The sequence below is a fragment of the Flavobacterium cutihirudinis genome, from assembly GCF_003385895.1.
Taxonomy (GTDB): domain Bacteria; phylum Bacteroidota; class Bacteroidia; order Flavobacteriales; family Flavobacteriaceae; genus Flavobacterium; species Flavobacterium cutihirudinis.
Genome location: NZ_QRDQ01000007.1, coordinates 1,234,570 through 1,255,004 on the forward strand (window position 1 = coordinate 1,234,570; position 20,435 = coordinate 1,255,004).

Here is a 20,435-nt window from a genome sequence, read left to right on the forward strand (position 1 = left end):
AGTTTATTACAACTGCATTTTTAAAGTTTAAAATTAGTTAAGTTTCCAGGTTGTCATTCTAAACGGATTTGATGCGCTTGTTATAGTATAAACCGGTTCAGAATAAAAAAGTTTAAAGCTTTCTTTTTTGATGTATAAACCATTGGCATCCATTAAATGCTTGTCAAAACTAGCAAGGAATGACGGTGTTGGCGCAGTTGTATCTCCGTCCCATGCTCTATGTTTCAGGATAATCTTTTTACCTGCTGCATCTTCTTCAACAGTAACATAATGCTGAATTGGATCTCTTCCTTCAAAACTGTAATAGATAATAGTTCCTGCCGAAGTATTAGTATACAATTCTACTGATAGTATACTTTGTCCTTCTGGCAATGCTGCATTTATTTTGCTAATTTCATCATTAAACAATTTTGAGTTTGTTGGAGCTTCTACCGTATAATCGTTTGTGAAATATCCAAACCAATACAATGGCTGTCCAGGAAGCATCAACTTATAATCATCTGTAAGTACCAAAGGACTATCCGTATATTTTATTGTGGCAGTTACACCATTTGTTCCCGTTGCAGTAAAACTACCGTCGGCATCATTGTAGACGAAATCTGTTAATTTTTGTCCACCAACTTCTACTGCCGGACTTACCACGATTCCGGTTGGGGTGTATCCTACTCCCATATCGTGACTCACAGCGTAACCAGTTTCAACTGAATTGGATTCTACAAATCGGGTTGCGGCACTAAATAGGAAATCGAATTTATGAGTGGTTGTTCCGTCATTCGTTTCAAGCATTCTAAAAAGCGGACGATCATCACTTCCGATCACGTTTTTCTCCATTTCAAGATTTTTAGACAAATCAGCCCAGTCAGCGGCGGTTGCCTTTACGAAACGAAGTTCACGATTGTTTCTGTTGGTTCTGAAAATAATTTCTCCATTTTCCTGACCATAATATAAAAACTGAAAATCTCCTAAATATCCTTTTGCTTCCAATGCCGGAATCGGATAGTTATTTGATTCTGACAAAAGATGAATTCTGTTTTTTGTGGTAAACGTAACGCTTACTGTACTTCCAAGTTGAATGGCATATTCGCTTTTGTAAACTTTCGTATCAGCATCAAAATCGGATGCCATTTCTACAGTCCCGTCTTCTGCAAACTTAAAAAGATGTGTATATCCTCCCAAAACGGTATTATCAGTAAAATAAACGGCTTTCCATCCAAACTCAGATGACAATAAAGCGGTGTTTAATTCTGATTTTTGATTGTTTAAACGTGTTGTTGGTGTTTCGTCAAACAATGGATCAGCGTCTGTATTATTAGTACAGGAATAAAGATGCAGTATCAAAATAGCTGCAGATAAGTACTTATATAGGTTTTTTATTTTCATGATACTGGTTTTAGTTAGTTATAACAGCTGTAGTATTCTTTTCTGCTTCATCTCTCAAAGCATAAAAATCCATATTGAAAGCTTCTTTGAAGTATTTAACAACAAGCGCTTCTTTCTTTTTTAAAGCTTCAAGAGCAAACGGACTTTGAATTCCTGCTAAAAATGCAGCATATTCATCTTTCGAATAAATTAATATCATCGATGCTGTTTCTGCAAAATCTTCGTTGATATTGGATCTTGCATAACTAGTAATAAAACCAAGCTCGTTTGATTCTGGAATTTCGTAATTGTACCAGTCTGCTGTATAACCACCAGGAGTAATTACAGTCCATGATTTTTCATCAAAAGGTTTGTTTTGATTTAAAATGTGAATGTATTCATGCTGAATGGTATGAATAAACTCTGCAACATTTTCACGGTTAGATTTATCGATATAATCAGTTTCAAACAAGGTAACACGCTGTCCACCTTCGGCTAAACCTAAAGTTCTGGTTCCTACACTATTTAAATTTACTCCTCCAACCAAAACAATTTCACGCGGAGCAATTTTCTTTACGAAATCTGCACCTCCAATTGTGGCGTAACTTTTTAGCCAAATCGTTTGCACAATTTCAAGAGCAGGTTGTACCTTTTCTATTGTTGGTGGAAATAAATAACGACTATTGTCAACGGTATTTTGATTCCATTTATATTGAACATTGATGTTGTATGGAGTCAAATAATTAGTTGTAATCCAATTGTCCAATTTTGTTTTAACCGGTTGTGTATAGTCCAATTGGCTATCTCCCGGCTGATCATCATTGCCACAAGAAACCAGTGCAATCGAAACCAGTGCTAAAACTGCTATTTTATTATATTTAAATAATTTCATGATTTTAATTTTTAGATTATCTTGGGTTTAACTCAATACCTGTATTTGATGCGTGAAGCGGAATTTGTAATGCTCTGCGGTTATCATCTTTTTCCAGTTTATTTACCGGTTTATTTGCAGTTGCATGAGTAACAACAAGATTAAAACGTTTTATATCAAACCATCTCATTCCTTCGTGCATGAAGTCTCTTCTTCGTGCTTCAGCAATTGCTTTTACATATGAAGTCTGAACAGCTGTCATGGTATAAAAAGGAGTAAATTCATCTGGAATTACAGGATATTTTGCAACAACCATTGCTTCAGTCAAAATATCTCTGGACGGATTGTAAGTTGGTGTTCTGGTAGCTGTAAAATATTCCAATTCAGCGTTTGCCACTACAATTTCGCCTTTCATTACGTGTGCTTCGATTCTGTTTAGGAAAAATTCATCATTGCTAAGTAAAACTTCTGCAACATAAGGATCTCCAATTCCAGCTGTAACATTCGAATACTTAAAGTATTCATAGAACTTAGGAACAAACAAAGTTGTGCTTCCGTTAGAAGAATATAAATTGTAGTAATATGGCTTTCTGAAAAGGTTTGTTGCCGAACCGAAAATTTCAGGCTGATTTACACCAGACAGATTAAAACGGTTTGAGTGGTATACTCTGCTCACAATAGTATTTGCAGAAACAATAAGCAAATTAGTTTCGGCATCGCTGTTGGCGTATTTTAATTGCTGATCTTCAACACCAATTGACTCATATGAAGCAAGATTTCTTAATTTTCCAACCGGTTTAGAACCTAAATCATCTGACAATGAAATAACTTTATCCCAGTTTCCTTTTACTAAATAAAATCGGCTGGCAAAAGCTTTTGATGCATTTACATTGAAATGAAATCTTGGCTGTTTATAATCATTTGTAACATACTTTAAACCTTCTTCAATGTCTTTTTCAATAAAATCAAAAACTTCAGCAACGGTGTTTCTTTTGTATTTAACTAATAATTCCTTTTCAGGTTTTGTTACATACGGAATTCCTAAATCAGTTGTTGCTGTAGCCGGGTTATAACGTTTCGACCAAAGCGAAACCAGCATAAAATGTGAATATGCTCTTGCAATTAAAGCTTCTCCTTTTTGCGGATTAAGACTTGCCGGGCTTCCTAGCTCTTCTATTGCTTCTAATGCTTTATTGGCGTGTGCGATTGCTTTGTAACAAGCATCCCAGTAATAAGCCTGCGTATCAATATCGGTAGCTTCTGTATTAATTTCCCAATTGTAATTTTGCTCATTTCTGATTAATGTTTCCGGAAGACCGCTGTCTATTACATTGTCTGACATCGTTTCGGCAATCTCGAAATAACTCATCTGAGGATAAGCTTCAACCAATAACTCTTTTATTTTCTCAGGTGTATCAATTTCTGTTCTATTATCTGGCTTTTCTGATAAGAAATCATCACAGCTATAAATACTTATAAGTATCAATAGGGATAATGTTATTTTTAAGTTTCTCATAATTTTGACTATTATAATGAAAGGTTTAAAGTAAATGTATATTGAGAGGTTACCGGTAAAGCAACTCCTCCAGAATTACGAAATTCAGGATCCTGACCATTTAGTCTTTTATCAGAATAAATCAACCACGGATTTACTGCTGATCCTTTTAAAGTAAAGGTGTTCACACCGATTTTTCTTTTGAAATCCTTTGGAAATTCCCAACTCAATGAAATATTCTTCAATCGCACAAAATCGCCATCGGCAATTCGAGCATCCGAATAGTTATACGTATTGTAAGCTCTTGCCAATGTACGTTCTCCACCGTAGTTTGCATTTAGACGTTTGTCTGCAATTACAGGAATATTGGTATAATTTTCATCTCCCGGATTGATCCAACGATTTGTAAAATCTTTAGTAAATACAGTCAAATCATCATAAGTACTGTCGTAAACAGGATTTAAACGAACTTTATTTCCTCCTGATCCAACAATGAAAACATATAAAGACCAATTTTTGTAAGTGAATGTATTGGCAAAACCAAATGATTTATTAGGCTCAATTGATCCTTCGTATTTTAAATAATTAGTAACATTTAAATTGTCCTGAAAATTGGCATCAGTAATATTGTTTTCTGCACCGTCTTGCAAAATGAATGTTGGAAGCCCTTGATTATTCAAACCTGTAAATTGGTAAGAATACAATGAGTTTCTCGGATGACCAACCGTATTTCCTCCATTTGCATCAACTAAATCAAATGCAGTTGGAGTATTTTCAAGTTTTGTAATTTCCTGATTGTAAACAGAGAAATTAAGAGTTGAAGTCCATTTAAAATCTCTGTTGTCTATGTTTTTGGTTGTAAAAGCTACCTCCAAACCTTTCGTTTCCATATCAGCATTGTTTCCTTGTCTGATTCTCTGACCTCCAACACCAGAAGTAATCACATAATCAACTAAATCAAAAGCTTTACGACGATAGATATCTGTGGTTAATTGCACTCTGTTGTTAAACATTCCAAGATCAACACCAATGTTAGTTTCGAACTGTTTTTCCCAAGTTAAATCGCCGTTTTGTAATTCTTCGATTCTAATACCTGATTCTCTATCATCTAATATGAAACGATCAGTAATTGCACTTTTATAAATTGCCAAAGAGTTTGTTGCTGGTCCCGCAGTTGCTGTTAAACCGTAAGAAGCTCTAAGTGCCAAAGTATTAACCGATTCTACGTTTTTCATGAAACTTTCTTCAGCAGCATTCCATTTTCCACTCACAGTATAAGTCGGAAGCCATCTTGAAGAATTGCTATTTCCTTGTCTGTTCGATCCGTCATAACGGCCTGTAAGTGAAGCAGTATAACGACGATCATAAGTGTATCCTACTTTCCCAAAGAAACCAACCGTTCTCTCTTGCTCTTCATTAAAACCATAATAAGAATCTCCTCCATTTATAATTTTTTCTATTATTCTTGGATCAGTAAAAGCAGTTAAACCTCTGTCATATTGCAAACCAGCAGCAGTAAACTGATCACTGGTTCTGTCAATAGATCTCATTTCAGTTCCGAATAAACCTTCTACTTCATGTTTTTCGCCGAAAATATTTCTGTAATTAACACTGTTTCTTAAATTATAAGAAGTCATGTCATTGGTAAATTTTCTTAAAAAACCACCATTTGGAAGAACAGATACTTTTGGCGCTGTCAAATCATTTGGATCTTGGTATAAAAAGATATTTTGATCTCTCACTAAGGTGTTTACACCATCTTCTCCATCAGGTGTTCCTGCTTTATAAGCACCAACAACATTAGAGTTTTCTAAGATTTTATGTTCACGACTTGTATTTGCATAACGGGCAGAACCAGTTAAGTTATAGGTCAAATGTGGCGTTATTTTATAATCAAGATCTAATTGGAAACGAATATCTTTCACTTCGATTTCCATGAAATTATTTTCTAATTCATTAATGATGTTCATTTTAGCCCAGTTGTTTCTGTAATACTCCAGATTACCTTTTTCGTCATAAGGACGTAAAGTTCTACTCGTATTTAATACATAGTTGAACGGGTTGATATCAAAATCACGTGTTACTTTTCCGAAAACAACGTCTTTTTCACTTTCATAACTTCCCGGAGCGCCCTGATCGCGCACAGATGCAAGTGTAGAAAGCGTTATGTTTAATTTATCGTTTACATAAAATGTTCCTTTAATGTTACTTGAGATTTGTTTAACATCATCGGCAATTGTCCATCCTGGATCTGTATAATATCCTAAAGAAGCATAAAAAGTGTTATTTTTTCCTCCTCCTGAAAAACTCAAAGAGTGATTTTGTGTAATAGATGGTCTAAACAAAACTTTGAACCAATCTGTATTTGCCTGCTCGTATTTTCTCAAAAAGTTATTTCGACTAACAGGGTCATTGCTTACTAAATAACTGTCTGTTTCAGGAATATAAGTATTGATTGCGCGGCCTAAAATGTTGTAGGCTCCACCGTATCTACCATTTACAGTTGAAGGCAAATCTAAATATCCTTTAGCTTCCATTTCTTTTAAAATACTCATCGATTCCTGAGAATTCAAAATATCATACTGGCTGTAATTTGGTACCGTTCTAACCGTTTGCTCTAAACCGTAAGTTATTTTTAGTGGTGAATCTCTTCGTCCTTGTTTGGTTGTTACGACCACTACTCCATTTAATGATCTTGATCCATAAATTGACGTAGCCGATGCATCTTTAAGAATTTCAATACTTTGAATATCATTTGCATTTAGCCCTGCAACAGACGAACTTAACAATGTTTCTGAATTACCTGATGCCAAATCTGCGAAAGACATATTGATAATATCTTCCTGCACAACACCATCAATAACCCATAACGGTTTTGTATCTCCAAAAATAGAAGAAGAACCACGCACTGTAATTTTAGGAGCTGTACCAAAGGTTCCAGTAACATTCTGTACTGTAACTCCGGCCGCTTTTCCTTCGATCATTCGGCTTACGTCAACTACTCCATCAACTTTTAATTCGGTTCCGGAAATTTTGCTAATAGCCCCTGTAAAAGTTCTTTTAGACGTTTTTTCATATCCGGTAGTAACCACAACTTCTTTAAGGTTTTGTCCTAATTCATTTAAAACAACTGTTGGTGTTGTATTGCCAATTCCTATTTCTTTAGTCTCCATACCTACATAAGAAATAACAAGTGTGTCTGAATTTGCAGGCATTTCGATTACGAAATTCCCGTCAAAATCAGTTAACACAGCAACCTTTGTCCCTTTTGCCATTACAGTTGCACCTGGAAGTGGACTTCCCGTTGCATCTGTAATTTTTCCTCTAATAACAGGTCCTGCTGATAATTTTTCAAAAAGTGAATCAGAATTATCTACGCTTTCAAAAGGAGTTGCTTCTGCATTTTTTTGCAATATAATCTGATTGCTCACTTCCGAAAAAGTAATATTAAAAGGTACCAAAATTCGGTTCAGAATACTGGAAAGTGTTTCCTGATTCGCCTCAATACTAATTTTATTATTGAGCTGCGGAAGTCTGGAGTTATAAGAGAATTTTACATGTGCGGACTTTTCGATTTTAGACAAAGCATTATCAAGAGTCAGATTTTCAACTGTAATTGTAACTTTTGTATCTAATTTCTTTTGTCCACTAACATTATTTGCCACAGCAAAGCTTGAAAACACAAGTGCTAAGACAAACTGAAATAGTGTTATTTTCATGATTCTATGGAGTAATCGTTGTTTAACAACTGGTTTTTTCATAATTTTGGTTTGTTTTGATTAATACTGATTCGCATGTATTTTTAAGAAACGAATGAATCACTCTTTACAGAGAGCAATTCAACTTTAATAAGTGTCGATAATGTTACAGCATTTCGGCACTTTTTTTTATAAATAGTTTTACATAGGCATTTAATGGTTTTTACTTTGGTTTTGGTTAGTTGATTTTTTTAAATAAAAAGAAATAATTTACATTTTTGATTCAGAAAATAAGATTTTACCTTAAAAACTTAGAATTACAACAATAATTTTCCAGAGTGTAATTACAGTTACACCCAACAAAAATCTTAATTACAACCTTCTGAAATTATCGTAATTTGATTTCCATTCATTTCAAAACTGGTATTATTTCCAATGCTTTTGCAAATAATTTTTAATTTTTCGGTTAATGGCTGATCACTTAAAGATGTGGTCAAATGACAATCTTTTAATTTGTCTTTCGGAAAATCGATATCAATTAAATAAGCCTGTTCGATGGTTTCGAATATTTGTGAAACAGGAATATCAGTAAATTCAAAACTTAACTGTTCAATACTTCCAATGCTTTTTGAAAGACTTATGTCCTGTGTGATGTCAGTGATTTTATTGAATTTCATTTCGCTTCTCTGAAAGCGTAAAGCCTGATTAGGTAATAAAACAATTTCTTTATTATCAGACTTGGCAGCCAGATTATTAGATCTCACCTTGACTTTTCCGGTTCTAACAAGGACTTCAACATCTGGTTTGTCTGAATAGGCTTTTACTCTAAAGCTTGTTCCTACAACTTTGGTAACAATTTCGTTTGCAAAAACAAAGAATGGTTTCTTCGGGTTTTTACTTATTTCGAAAAAAGCTTCGCCTGACAGGTATACTTTTCGCTCGTTACCGTCGAATATTTTTGGATAACTCAATTTACTGTTAGGTTGAAGCAAAACAGAACTTCCGTCTGAAAGTGTAATTATTTGTGGTTTATCAGAATTGTTAGTTTGCTCCACTAAACCTTCGTTGTCATCATTTATCAATTCGTTGTACGTTACAACTGAATTTCCTGATCTAAAATAAGTGGTATACAACCATGCAGAAGCCATACATATAAACAAGGTTGCAGCAATTCCTGAAAGAAAATATTTTCTAAAAACATTAATTTTAAAAATTTGAACTGTTTTTTGATTTTCTTTCTCACGGATTTTTGCCCATGTGTTTTGCAACGCTTTATGAATATCTGAAGCAGAAAATTCGTTTTCAGGTAATTTCATGGCAAGAAGTAGTAATCTTGCATCTTCAACTAGTTTCGCGCGCTGAAGACTTTCTAAGGTCCATTCTTCCCAGCCGTCATTATCAATTTTAGATAAGATCCAGGATCTAAAAGAATCATCAGATAAAAAATCTTCTATTTGGGTATATGTGTTACGTTTTTGCATTTAAATATAAGGTTACAAAAACATAGAGGACACTTCTCTTATTATATACTCACCAAATTGTGATTTTTTTTATTTTTTTTGAAATAATTTTAAAAACTTCCTGAAGATAGTAGTAGGATAATAGGGAAAGAACCTTTCCATTCCTTGCGAAGACTAAGTAAACCGCGGTGTAACAAGTTGCTTGCCGATTGATAGTTAACATCGAGCATTTCAGCAATTTGTTCGACAGTTAAGCCTTGATGATAACGAAGATATAGCGCTTCTTTTTGTCTTGCAGGTAAATCATTTAGTAACTTATTCAAATGATTTACTTTTTCTTTTGTAGCATAATCGTCATCTACAAGTTCATGCTGAACTGAAAATTCAAGTAAAAATGCTATTGAATCTGTAGTGGTTGTTTTACGAAAAATATGATCACGTTCATGTAAGCGTGCAATACGTTTACGAACACTCGCCAATAAATAAGCTTTTACTACGACTGACTCTTGAAGCGAATTTCTATACACCCACAAATCTGTAAAAACATCCTGAATACAATCCTGAACTTTTTCTTCGAATAGAGAAAGAGAATTTCCATATCGTACCAAATCGGCATAATAACGCTCAAATAACATGGAAAATGATTTTTCATCACCGTCTTTCAAATTATTCCAAAGTGTATTATCATCAAAAAGATTGATCGTTGCGGTTGCAGTTTTCATTGTTTATTGGGGCGGTATTCGTAAAAATGGTTTTTATACTTAATGAGATGATAATACTATTTTAACATTATCTCTCATTTTTGTTCGATAAATATATAAAAGCTATTATTTAAAACCAATTATTTTACATAAAAGAACTAATATATTAGTATTAGGATATAACTCCAACGCTTTAGAACAACTGTATTTCTTGAACTATTTTCTTCTATTTCACTACTTAAAATGATTTATTACTTCTAAACTTTTACAAAAAAAGCCTTACTAATAAAGTAAGGCTAAGAATAAAATTTTAATAAAAGTGCTTTTTTAGAAAGCTACATTCCATCTAGGCAATTTAGCATTTTCATCCAAGAAACTTTGAAGTACCTGCCCTTCAACAGCTGTTGGAATTGCTTTATTATCTGCGTTAAAAGTTTCATACCAGAAAACTTCAAGAACAGAAATATTCTCTAGTTTCATTTGTGCAGGCCATGAATATTTTCTTCCTGTTTTTGCAAATTGATGTCCGTTTACGATTTTATCGTATAAGCCACCATTTTTACTTTTTAATGTTCCGTCATTTTGAACTGTTCCGGTAGAACCTACCATAATTAATTCTTTCTCTGCTCCTTCAACAGCATAAACAACAAAAACCCCAGCACTTCCTTCAGGAGCATTGCAAACTTCTTCTAAACTGTCTTCAATAGTAAAAGCAAAACTATTGCTTACTTTAAATTTTTCTAACTCTTTACTCATATTTCTTTTTTAAGCTTCTAAGACACTGAGATACTAAGATGCTAAGTTTTTTCAATTTACGCCTCAGTCTTTAAAATGGAAAAAAGTCTCAACAGAATATTGAGACTTTTTTTGAATTTATTATTTAGAATATTTGGAGATTATCCAAGTACTTCTTTTACTTTTTTACCAATTTCAGCTGGTGAATCAACAACGTGAATTCCGTTGTCTCTCATGATTTGTTTTTTAGCAGCAGCTGTATCATCAGAACCACCAACAATAGCACCTGCGTGACCCATTGTTCTACCAGCAGGAGCAGTTTCTCCAGCGATAAATCCAATTACTGGCTTACGGTTTCCATCAGCTTTTACCCATTTAGCAGCATCAGCTTCTAATTGACCACCAATTTCACCAATCATAATGATTGCTTCAGTTTCAGGATCGTTCATTAATAATTCAACAGCTTCTTTTGTTGTAGTTCCAATAATTGGATCTCCACCAATACCGATAGCTGTAGTAATTCCTAAACCTTGTTTTACAACTTGGTCAGCAGCTTCGTAAGTTAAAGTTCCAGATTTAGAAACGATTCCAACATTACCTTTTTTGAAAACGAAACCTGGCATAATACCAACTTTAGCTTCACCTGGAGTAATTACACCTGGGCAGTTTGGACCAATTAATCTAGAATTTCTTTCTTTAACATAATTATTTGCTTTAATCATGTCTGCTACAGGAATTCCTTCTGTAATAGCGATAATTACTTTAATTCCAGCATCAGCAGCTTCCATAATTGCATCAGCAGCAAAAGCTGGCGGAACAAAAATGATAGAAGTATCTGCACCTGCTTGATCTACAGCATCTTTTACTGTATTAAAAACCGGGCGGTCTAAATGGCTTGTTCCTCCTTTTCCTGGAGTAACACCACCAACAACATTAGTACCGTACTCAATCATTTGAGAAGCATGGAAAGTACCTTCGCTTCCTGTAAATCCCTGAACAATTATTTTGGAATCTTTATTAACTAAAACACTCATGATATATATTTTATGTAGTTTTTAAAATTGTGTTGCAAAAATAAGGTTTTGTAATCTATTTTAGCCCTTTTATTGTCAAAAAAATATTAAGAAAATTGGCTCATCTGATATCCTCGGTAAAGTTTATCATCTTTTATTTGCCAAATTGTCGCAAAATGTGCTAACAACATTTCTTCTCTTGGATTCTCAATTGTTTTTACAAAATGAGAATAACGAATTGAAACCAGATCTTCTTCGGCTAGAATATGACTAATTCTAACTTTTGAACGCACATAAGCACGGTTTAATTCGTTTGCCATTTCAAGCATCGAATCATAATTCATCTGAATTAATCCTTTACTACTGTTCCATTCCAATATAACATCAGGATGCAAATAAGTTTTGAGAATTTCACTATCAATTAAGGCATCCGACTTATAAAATTTTTGAACAAACTCTTTAATAGACATATTATTTCAATTTATTTAGAATTTCAGGAATCTTTTTGATATTCGCCAACTGTTTCAATTTTTCTCTTGATTCTTCTATCGGAGTTCCAAAATAGGACTTTCCTCCTTCAACTGATTTTGTCACTCCGGTCTGTCCCATTACAACAGCTTTCGCTCCAATTGTGATGCCACTTGTAGTACCAACTTGTCCCCAAAGTGTCACTTCATCTTCAATAATCACGCAACCAGCAATACCAGTTTGTGAAGCTATTAAACATTTTTTACCAATAACGGTATCGTGCCCAACGTGCACCTGATTATCCAGTTTTGTTCCTTCTCCAATTGTTGTATCTCCAGTTACACCTTTGTCAATTGTACAAAGCGCACCAATACCAACATTATTTTCGATTACTACTCTTCCTCCAGAAATTAACTGATCAAAACCTTCAGGGCGTTTTTTATAATAGAAAGCATCTGCTCCCAAAATTGTGCCTGCATGAATTATTACATTATCACCAATTATAGTGTGATCGTAAATCGAAACATTTGAATGTATTAAACAGTTTTTACCAATTTTTACATGATTTCCAACAAAACTGTTTGGCTGTATTAAAGTTCCTTCGCCAATTTCTGCCGTGGGAGCAATAGCAACATTAGCAAACTGAAAAGGTTTGAAGTGTTTGGTTAATGTATTAAAATCTCTGAAAGGGTCATCAGAAATTAAAAGCGCTTTACCTAACGGACATTCTACTTTTTTATTTATCAAAACAATTGTAGCAGCCGATTGTAAAGCTTTATCATAATATTTTGGATGGTCTACAAAAACAATATCACCAGGCTCAACAACATGAATTTCGTTCATGCCTAAAACCTGAAAGTTTGGGTCGCCAATAAATTCGCATTGAAGCAAATTTGCAATTTCTTGTAAAGAATGACTCTTTTGAAATTTCATATGTAATAATTAGAAAATTTGTCAATTAGAAAATGAGTCAATTAGAAAATGAATGTACAAAAATTATGTCGATTCACAAATTATCTAATTGACTCATTGTCAAATTATCTTAATTAAGAAATTACTCTTTAACACGCTCCATATAAGAACCTGAAGCAGTATCAATTTTAATTTTATCACCTTCGTTGATAAACAAAGGTACGTTTACATTTGCTCCAGTTTCTACTGTTGCATTTTTTGTAGCGTTTGTAGCTGTATTTCCTTTTACTCCTGGTTCAGCATAAGTAACTTCTAAAATTACTGATGCAGGCATATCTACAGATAAAGGCAAATCAGTTTCAGTATTAATTTGAACCATTACATTTGTTCCTTCTTTTAACAAATCTGGTGCATCTAAGATGTTTTTGTTTAAAGAAATCTGCTCAAATGTTTCAGCATTCATAAAATGAAATTCATCTCCTTCTGGATATAAATATTGGAATGTATGTGTCTCAACACGAATAACGTCAATTTTATGACCTGCAGAAAATGTATTGTCTAATACTTTTCCTGAAGTTAAACTCTTCAATTTTGTTCTTACGAAAGCTGGTCCTTTTCCAGGTTTTACATGAAGAAATTCAATAATTTTATAGATATCGTGATTAAATTTAATACACAATCCGTTTCTAATATCTGATGTAGATGCCATTGTAATTTGTTTTATTTTATTTGTTGAATCGTTGAATCGTTTAGCTGTTTTTTTCGATAGAACGATTAAACAAATAAACAATTAAACTTTATTTTTAATAGTTTCCTGAATAACCTTTCATAATTCCTCGTGATGAATTTCGGATAAAATCCAAAATTTCATCTCTCTCAGGAGTAGCTTCCATCTCTGCTTCAATAATACTCAAAGCCTGAGTTGTATTGTAATTTTTCTGATACAGAATTCTATAAATTTCCTGTATCTCCCTAATTTTTTCTGTTGTAAAACCTCTTCTTCTCAGTCCAACTGAATTGATTCCAACATAAGATAAAGGTTCTTTTGCAGCTTTTGTATAAGGAGGAACGTCTTTTCTAACCAATGATCCACCTGAAATCATTGCATGATCCCCAATATGAATAAATTGATGAATAGCTGCCAAACCACCAATAACGGCGTGGTTTCCAACTACAACGTGTCCAGCCAAAGCAACTCCATTTACTATAATGGCATTGTTTCCAATTTCACAATCGTGTGCGATATGTGCATAAGCCATTACTAAACAGTTGTTTCCAAGAATAGTTTGCCCTGAAGCAACTGTTCCTCTGTTGATAGTAACACATTCTCTGATGGTACAATTATCTCCTATAATAGCCAAAGAATCTTCTCCGCCAAATTTTAAATCCTGTGGTACAGCAGAAATTACCGCTCCTGGAAAAATATTACAATTTTTTCCAATTCGGGCACCTTCCATGATGGTTACATTTGAACCAATCCAAGTACCATCACCAATAATAACATTATTGTGGATTGTTGTAAAAGGTTCAATTACAACATTTTTAGCGATTTTAGCGCCTGGATGAACATATGCTAATGGTTGATTCATCTGTGAGTTTTATATTTTAAATTAAAATAATCTGATTTAGGGCAACAAACGTAAACAATAAAATCGATTAATTATTATTGTTTTTTTGCAATTTGAGCCATTAATTCTGCCTCAGTTACCAATTTCCCATTTGCGTAAGCGTTAGCCTGCATGTGACAAATTCCTCTTCTGATTGGAGAAATCAATTCACATTTGAAAATTAATGTGTCCCCAGGCAATACTTTATGTTTGAATTTAACATTATCTATTTTCATAAAATAAGTCAAATAATTCTCTGGATCCGGAACTGTGCTTAATACCAAAATTCCTCCAGTCTGAGCCATTGCTTCAACAATTAATACTCCCGGCATAACTGGCGCTTCAGGAAAATGTCCTACGAAGAAGTTTTCATTCATAGTTACATTTTTCATTCCCACAACATGACTGTCAGACATTTCTATAATTCTGTCGATTAATAAAAATGGAGGTCTGTGAGGTAAAACAGCCATAATTTTATGGATGTCCATTAATGGCTCCTGATTCAAATCGTATACAGGAACATGGTTTCTTTGCTCAATTTTAATAATTTTTGCAAGTTTCTTAGCAAATTGTGTATTTACGTAATGCCCTGGTTTATTTGCAATGATTTTTCCTTGGATTCTTACTCCAATCAAAGATAAATCTCCAATAACATCTAATAATTTGTGTCTTGCAGCTTCGTTTGGATAATGTAAAGTAAGATTATCTAAAACACCATTTGGTTTAACTGAAATTTCATCTTTACCAAAAGCTTTCTTTAAATTTTCCATTGTAGACTCAGAGATTTCTTTATCTACATAAACAATGGCATTATTTAAATCTCCACCTTTAATAAGTCCGTTTTCTAACAATGATTCTAATTCATGTAAGAAACTGAAAGTTCTTGAATTTGCTATTTCGTCTTTAAAATCTGAAATACTTTTAAGAGTAGCATTTTGAGTACCTAAAACTTTTGTACCAAAATCTACCATTGTAGTAACTTGGTAATCATCGCTTGGCATAACCAAAATCTCGCTTCCTGTAGCTTCATCAGTAAATGAAATTACTTCCTTTACTACATAAACATTGCGACTTGCAGCTTGTTCTTCGATTCCGGCTTTTTCTATTGCTTCTACAAAATATTTTGAAGAACCGTCCATAATAGGAAGCTCTGAAGCGTCTAATTCGATAATAACATTATCCAGATCACAGCCTACTAATGCAGCCAATACGTGTTCCGGAGTCTGAATTTTAACGCCTAGTTTTTCTAGATTTGTACCTCTTTGGGTATTAACAACATAATTAGCATCAGCCTCAATGACTGGTTGACCTTGCAGATCTACTCTTACAAAAGTGAAACCATTATTAATTGGAGCAGGTTTAAAAGTCATTGTAACTTCTTTTCCAGTGTGTAATCCAACTCCTGTTAGCGAAATTTCATTTTTGATGGTCTTCTGTTTAACCATTATATCCATTTTTTGGGTTTATTATTTGTTTTTTTAATTCTTCCAGTTCGGTCACAATCTTAGGTAAATTCTTAAAATGAACGTAAGATTTATTGAAATCGGTATAAGCCAGAGAAGGCGTTCCTTGTAGCGTTTCATCATCTTTGATGTTCCTTGCTACGCCAGATTGTGCCTGTAGTCTTACATTGTTTCCTATAGTCAAGTGACCTGCGATACCAACTTGGCCGCCAATCATACAGTTTTCGCCAATTTTCGTAGAACCTGCCACACCAGATTGCGCCGCAATCACAGTGTTTTTTCCTATTTCTACATTATGGGCAATCTGAATCTGATTGTCTAATTTAACTCCTTTTCTAATTATAGTGGAGCCCAAAGTTGCTCTGTCGATTGTAGTGTTGGCACCAATATCAACATTATCTTCAATGATAACGTTACCAATTTGTGGTACTTTACTATATACTCCCTCTTCATTTGGCACGAAGCCAAAACCATCTGCACCAATTATAACTCCGGAATGAACCGTGCAATTGTTTCCTATTACAGTTTCTGAATAAATTTTAGCTCCGGCGAAAATAAAAACATTGTCACCAATGGTTACATTGTCACCAATAAAACTGTTTGGGTAAATTTTTACATTATTACCTAAAACAACATTTTGACCAATATAACTAAAACTACCTAAATATAGGTTTTCCCCATGTTTAGTTCCTTCAGACATAAAAGACTGCGGTTCGATACCGTTTTTGTTTAATTTAACCTGATTATAAAAGTGCAAAAGTTTAGAAAACGCTGCATAAGCATCTTCCACCTTTATCAATGTTGTAGTAATTTCCTGTTCAGGCACAAAGCTGTCATTAACAATCGTTACTGTCGCTTTTGTACTATATATATAATTGATATACTTAGGGTTAGCTAAAAAAGTAAGAGATCCTTCCTCTCCTTCTTCTATTTTAGAAAGCCGAGAAACTTCTGCATTGGGATTCCCAACAACTTCTCCTTCTAAAATTCCTGCTATTTGTTCTGCTGTAAATTTCATCGCGACAAAAATATAAAAAATAGATTTTAAATGTTAATTTTAGATAAGTTGTTTTGGGAAACAGATGTAATATTTTGTAACCAATTTAGATAACGATTTCAAATTCAGCTGGTCAGAGGCTTCGACAACATCTTCAATTGTTTTGTCTTTTTTCAAAATACGTATTGGTTCAGCTGCTTTACTATATGCTTGGTTTTTTATTTTCCCTCTAAAGATAAAATAACCTGCTTCTAATTGCGAAATACGATGTTCCTCTGCAAATTCTTCTTTCATGGACTGAGATTCTTCCATAGAAATTTTCTCAGCGCTCATTTTAATTTTAAGCAAATCTCTGTTAATGATCATTTTACTTAAGGTTGAAAGTATAAAATCATCTTGTCTTTGCCATGCTTTTAAGGCGCTTATTATGTCAAAATCATCCAATTGTGAAAACAAATCCAATTTTTCTGCATCAAAATCTTCAAGTGTAATTTTATTTTGCATAAAGTACAAAAGCGGCTCGCTGCAAGGAAGTTTAACTCCTTTTAATGTAAGCTCTTTTGCTCTCTTTAATACTTTCATCAAAATCAGTTCTGCAACAAGGCTTGTTTTATGTAGATAGGCCTGCCAGTACATTAATCTTCTGGAAAGAAGAAATTTTTCGACTGAATAAATTCCCTTTTCTTCAATAACCAAAACATCATCAACAACATTCATCATCTGAATCAATCGTTCCGAATTCACATTTCCTTCTGCAACACCAGTATAAAAGCTGTCACGCTTCAAATAATCCATTCGATCCATATCCAATTGACTTGAAATCAATTGCAACATAAATTTTCGATGGTACTCTCCTCTAAAAACTTTAATAGCCAGACTTAATCTTCCGTCAAACTCTTCATTTAGCTGATTCATAAACAATAATGAAATCGCTTCATGGTGCACATCTTCAACAATACTTTTTTCCATTGCGTGTGAAAAAGGTCCATGCCCAATATCATGAAGCAAAATTGCTATTAACAAAGCATTTTCTTCTTCATCAGAAATTGCAACATCTTTAAAACGAAGCGTGTCGATTGCTTTTTTCATTAAATGCATACAACCTAAAGCATGATGAAAACGTGTATGATTCGCTCCAGGATACACCAAATACGATAAACCCATTTGTGAAATACGGCGCAATCGCTGAAAATACGGATGCTGAATTAAGTCGTAAATAAGTTCGTTCGGGATTGTGATAAACCCGTAAATGGGATCATTGAATATTTTTAACTTATTGATATGAGTCACTATTTGGTTATTTTTAGGTCAACAAATATAAGTAAATAACTATAGTTTTTCATTTAAATCTTGATATTAAATTCAATTGATTTTGAGGTAAATACCTAAAAAACAAAATGATTTTATCTTGAATTTAGATTTCATTTTCGCGAAATTTATACTATTTTTAATACTTTTTAAGTTCTATAACTTTAAATTGCAGTAAAAATTATTAATTGATTTATGGATAAGATAAAAATACTTTGGGTCGATGATGAAATCGATCTTTTAAAGCCTCACATATTATTTCTCGAAAAAAAGAATTACGAAGTTACAACCTGTAATAATGGTCTTGACGCTGTTGCTTTATTCGAAGAAGACAATTTTGATATAGTTTTTCTGGATGAGAATATGCCAGGAATGAGTGGTCTGGAAACACTTTCTGAAATGAAAGAAAAAAAATCGGCTATTCCGATGATTATGATCACCAAAAGTGAGGAAGAATATATTATGGAAGAAGCGATTGGCTCTAAAATCGCTGATTATTTGATAAAACCGGTTAATCCGAATCAGATTTTATTGAGTTTAAAGAAAAATCTCGATGATTCCCGATTGATTACAGAAAAAACAACTTTGGATTATCAGAAAGAATTCAGAAAAATTTCTATGGAATTAGCCATGGTGAATTCTTATGAAGACTGGGTTGAATTGTACAAAAAGCTACTTTTTTGGGAAATGAAACTGGAAGATATCAACGATCAGGCGATGATTGAAATTCTTGAATCGCAGAAAGTCGAAGCCAATTCTCAATTCGGAAAATATATTGAACGAAATTATGAAGACTGGTTTGCTCCAAAAGCTGATAAACCAATCCAATCTCATGATTTATTTAAAGAATTAGTTGTTCCGGAAATCAAAAAGAAAGACAAGCCAATTCTATTTGTTGTAATTGATAATTTGCGTTACGATCAATGGAAATCTTTTGAAACTGTAATCTCTAATTATTATAAATTAGAAAAAGAAGTTCCCTATTTTTCAATTCTACCAACTGCAACACAATATGCAAGAAATGCTATTTTCTCTGGCTTACTGCCTTTGGATATGGAAAAAAAACATCCTGAATATTGGAAAAACGATGTAGAAGACGGAGGGAAAAATTTGTATGAAGCGGAATTTTTATCGGCTCAGCTAAAACGTCTAGGTCTTAATATTAAGGAAGATTATTTTAAAATTACCAATTAGCCAGTGGTAAAAAACTAGCTGAAAATTTCAAAGCATTAAAAGGCAATGATTTGGTAACTGTGGTCTACAACTTTGTTGACATGCTTTCGCATGCAAAGACGGAAATGGAAGTTGTAAAAGAATTAGCTTCTGATGACAAAGCTTATCGTTCGTTAACCTTGAGTTGGTTTAAAAATTCACCTCTTTTAGAACTTATTCAACAAGCTCAATTATTAGGTTTTAAATTAATCCTTACAACAGACCACGGAACGATTAATGTAAAAAATCCGTCGAAAGTTGTCGGAGATAAAAATACAAGTTTAAATTTGCGCTACAAAACTGGTCGTAGTTTGACGTACGAACAAAAAGATGTTTACGTAGTTAAAGAGCCTAAAACAATTGGTTTGCCAGCTATAAATATGAGTAGTTCGTTTATTTTTGCCAAAAATGATTTTTTTCTGGCCTACGTAAACAACTACAATCATTATGTAAGTTATTATAAAAACACATATCAGCATGGCGGAATTTCATTAGAAGAAATGATCATTCCGTTTTTGGTATTTAACCCTAAATAAAGTTTTCATTCGCAGTTTTCAGTCTCATTCTGGAAACTGCGAATGAGATTAAAGACAAATAAAAATAAAATGAATATCATTTTTTCATTAGATCAAATCCAGGAAGTTGCCCAGCAGATTTTAGATTCAAATCCTAAAAAAATCATTCTTTTTAACGGAGAAATGGGAGTTGGAAAAACTACTTTAATAAAACAACTTTGTAAAACTTTAGGCGTTCAGGATGCAACTAGCAGTCCAACCTTTTCTTTAGTTAATGAATATTATACTTCTGATAATCAAACTGTTTATCATTTTGATTTTTATCGATTAAATAAAGAAACCGAAGCACTTGATATGGGTGTGGATGATTATCTGTATTCCGGAAATTGGTGTTTTATCGAATGGTCTGAAAAAATTGCAAATTTACTTCCAGAAGAGACGTCAAACATTACAATTGAATTACTGGCTGACGGAAAAAGAGAGCTAAAATTAGTATAAAAGCTATGAGAAGATTTTGCCAAAACCTTTAGCTTGCGGTACTAATTAGGTTTGCAGTAAAATTTACACAAAATCTTCAAAAAATATCTTAACATTGTCGTTATAGTATTAGCAGAATTTTTG

At 33.3% G+C, this 20,435-nt stretch carries 16 protein-coding genes and 1 pseudogene; 2 read left to right on the forward strand and 15 right to left on the reverse strand.

Annotated features, from left to right (window positions below; translation table 11 throughout):
* Positions 1–33: 33 nt before the first annotated feature.
* The 15 genes from BD847_RS05400 to BD847_RS05470 form a co-directional block, all read right to left on the reverse strand.
* A complete protein-coding gene (locus BD847_RS05400; protein ID WP_115887218.1) occupies positions 34–1,380 on the reverse strand; it encodes a DUF4302 domain-containing protein in 1,347 nt (448 codons plus the stop codon).
* A 10-nt stretch (positions 1,381–1,390) separates the two neighbouring features.
* The gene (locus BD847_RS05405) at positions 1,391–2,251 is read right to left on the reverse strand and encodes a substrate import-associated zinc metallohydrolase lipoprotein (RefSeq protein WP_115887219.1); all 861 of its coding nucleotides are present in this window, start codon (positions 2,249–2,251) and stop codon (positions 1,391–1,393) included.
* Positions 2,252–2,267: 16 nt separating this feature from the next.
* Complete coding sequence (locus BD847_RS05410; RefSeq protein WP_115887220.1) at positions 2,268–3,746, reverse strand: RagB/SusD family nutrient uptake outer membrane protein; 1,479 nt, start codon at positions 3,744–3,746, stop codon at positions 2,268–2,270.
* Positions 3,747–3,757: 11 nt separating this feature from the next.
* On the reverse strand, positions 3,758–7,486 hold the full coding sequence (locus tag BD847_RS05415; RefSeq protein ID WP_115887221.1) for a SusC/RagA family TonB-linked outer membrane protein: 3,729 nt from the start codon (positions 7,484–7,486) through the stop codon (positions 3,758–3,760).
* A 305-nt stretch (positions 7,487–7,791) separates the two neighbouring features.
* Positions 7,792–8,904 carry a FecR family protein gene (locus BD847_RS05420; RefSeq protein ID WP_115887222.1) on the reverse strand — a complete coding sequence of 371 codons (1,113 nt, stop codon included), beginning with the start codon at positions 8,902–8,904 and terminating at the stop codon, positions 7,792–7,794.
* Positions 8,905–8,993: 89 nt separating this feature from the next.
* Positions 8,994–9,605, reverse strand: a complete 612-nt coding sequence (locus BD847_RS05425; RefSeq protein ID WP_115887223.1) for an RNA polymerase sigma factor — start codon at positions 9,603–9,605, stop codon at positions 8,994–8,996.
* A gap of 306 nt (positions 9,606–9,911) precedes the next feature.
* Positions 9,912–10,340, reverse strand: coding sequence for a hypothetical protein (locus tag BD847_RS05430; RefSeq protein ID WP_115887224.1), 429 nt, complete (start codon positions 10,338–10,340; stop codon positions 9,912–9,914).
* A 140-nt stretch (positions 10,341–10,480) separates the two neighbouring features.
* Complete coding sequence (sucD, locus tag BD847_RS05435) at positions 10,481–11,353, reverse strand: succinate--CoA ligase subunit alpha (protein ID WP_115887225.1); 873 nt, start codon at positions 11,351–11,353, stop codon at positions 10,481–10,483.
* Between the two features lie 86 nt (positions 11,354–11,439).
* Positions 11,440–11,802, reverse strand: a complete 363-nt coding sequence (locus BD847_RS05440; protein ID WP_115887226.1) for a nuclear transport factor 2 family protein — start codon at positions 11,800–11,802, stop codon at positions 11,440–11,442.
* A gap of 1 nt (position 11,803) precedes the next feature.
* Positions 11,804–12,733 carry a UDP-3-O-(3-hydroxymyristoyl)glucosamine N-acyltransferase gene (locus BD847_RS05445; protein ID WP_115887227.1) on the reverse strand — a complete coding sequence of 310 codons (930 nt, stop codon included), beginning with the start codon at positions 12,731–12,733 and terminating at the stop codon, positions 11,804–11,806.
* A 121-nt stretch (positions 12,734–12,854) separates the two neighbouring features.
* A complete protein-coding gene (gene efp, locus BD847_RS05450) occupies positions 12,855–13,421 on the reverse strand; it encodes an elongation factor P (RefSeq protein WP_115887366.1) in 567 nt (188 codons plus the stop codon).
* 94 nt (positions 13,422–13,515) lie between these two features.
* The gene (lpxA, locus tag BD847_RS05455) at positions 13,516–14,301 is read right to left on the reverse strand and encodes an acyl-ACP--UDP-N-acetylglucosamine O-acyltransferase (protein ID WP_065450097.1); all 786 of its coding nucleotides are present in this window, start codon (positions 14,299–14,301) and stop codon (positions 13,516–13,518) included.
* Positions 14,302–14,375: 74 nt separating this feature from the next.
* On the reverse strand, positions 14,376–15,764 hold the full coding sequence (locus BD847_RS05460; protein ID WP_115887367.1) for a bifunctional UDP-3-O-[3-hydroxymyristoyl] N-acetylglucosamine deacetylase/3-hydroxyacyl-ACP dehydratase: 1,389 nt from the start codon (positions 15,762–15,764) through the stop codon (positions 14,376–14,378).
* The gene (lpxD, locus tag BD847_RS05465) at positions 15,757–16,800 is read right to left on the reverse strand and encodes a UDP-3-O-(3-hydroxymyristoyl)glucosamine N-acyltransferase (protein WP_115887228.1); all 1,044 of its coding nucleotides are present in this window, start codon (positions 16,798–16,800) and stop codon (positions 15,757–15,759) included. Before lpxD ends, BD847_RS05460 begins: the two co-directional genes overlap by 8 nt.
* Before the next feature lie 39 nt (positions 16,801–16,839).
* Positions 16,840–18,069, reverse strand: a complete 1,230-nt coding sequence (locus tag BD847_RS05470; RefSeq protein ID WP_115887229.1) for an HD domain-containing protein — start codon at positions 18,067–18,069, stop codon at positions 16,840–16,842.
* Positions 18,070–18,282: 213 nt separating this feature from the next.
* Between BD847_RS05470 and porX the strand changes: the two are divergent.
* A pseudogene (gene porX / locus BD847_RS05475) lies at positions 18,283–19,835 on the forward strand (T9SS response regulator signal transducer PorX).
* 69 nt (positions 19,836–19,904) lie between these two features.
* Complete coding sequence (gene tsaE / locus BD847_RS05480) at positions 19,905–20,312, forward strand: tRNA (adenosine(37)-N6)-threonylcarbamoyltransferase complex ATPase subunit type 1 TsaE (RefSeq protein ID WP_115887368.1); 408 nt, start codon at positions 19,905–19,907, stop codon at positions 20,310–20,312.
* The last annotated feature ends 123 nt before the right edge of the window (positions 20,313–20,435 follow it).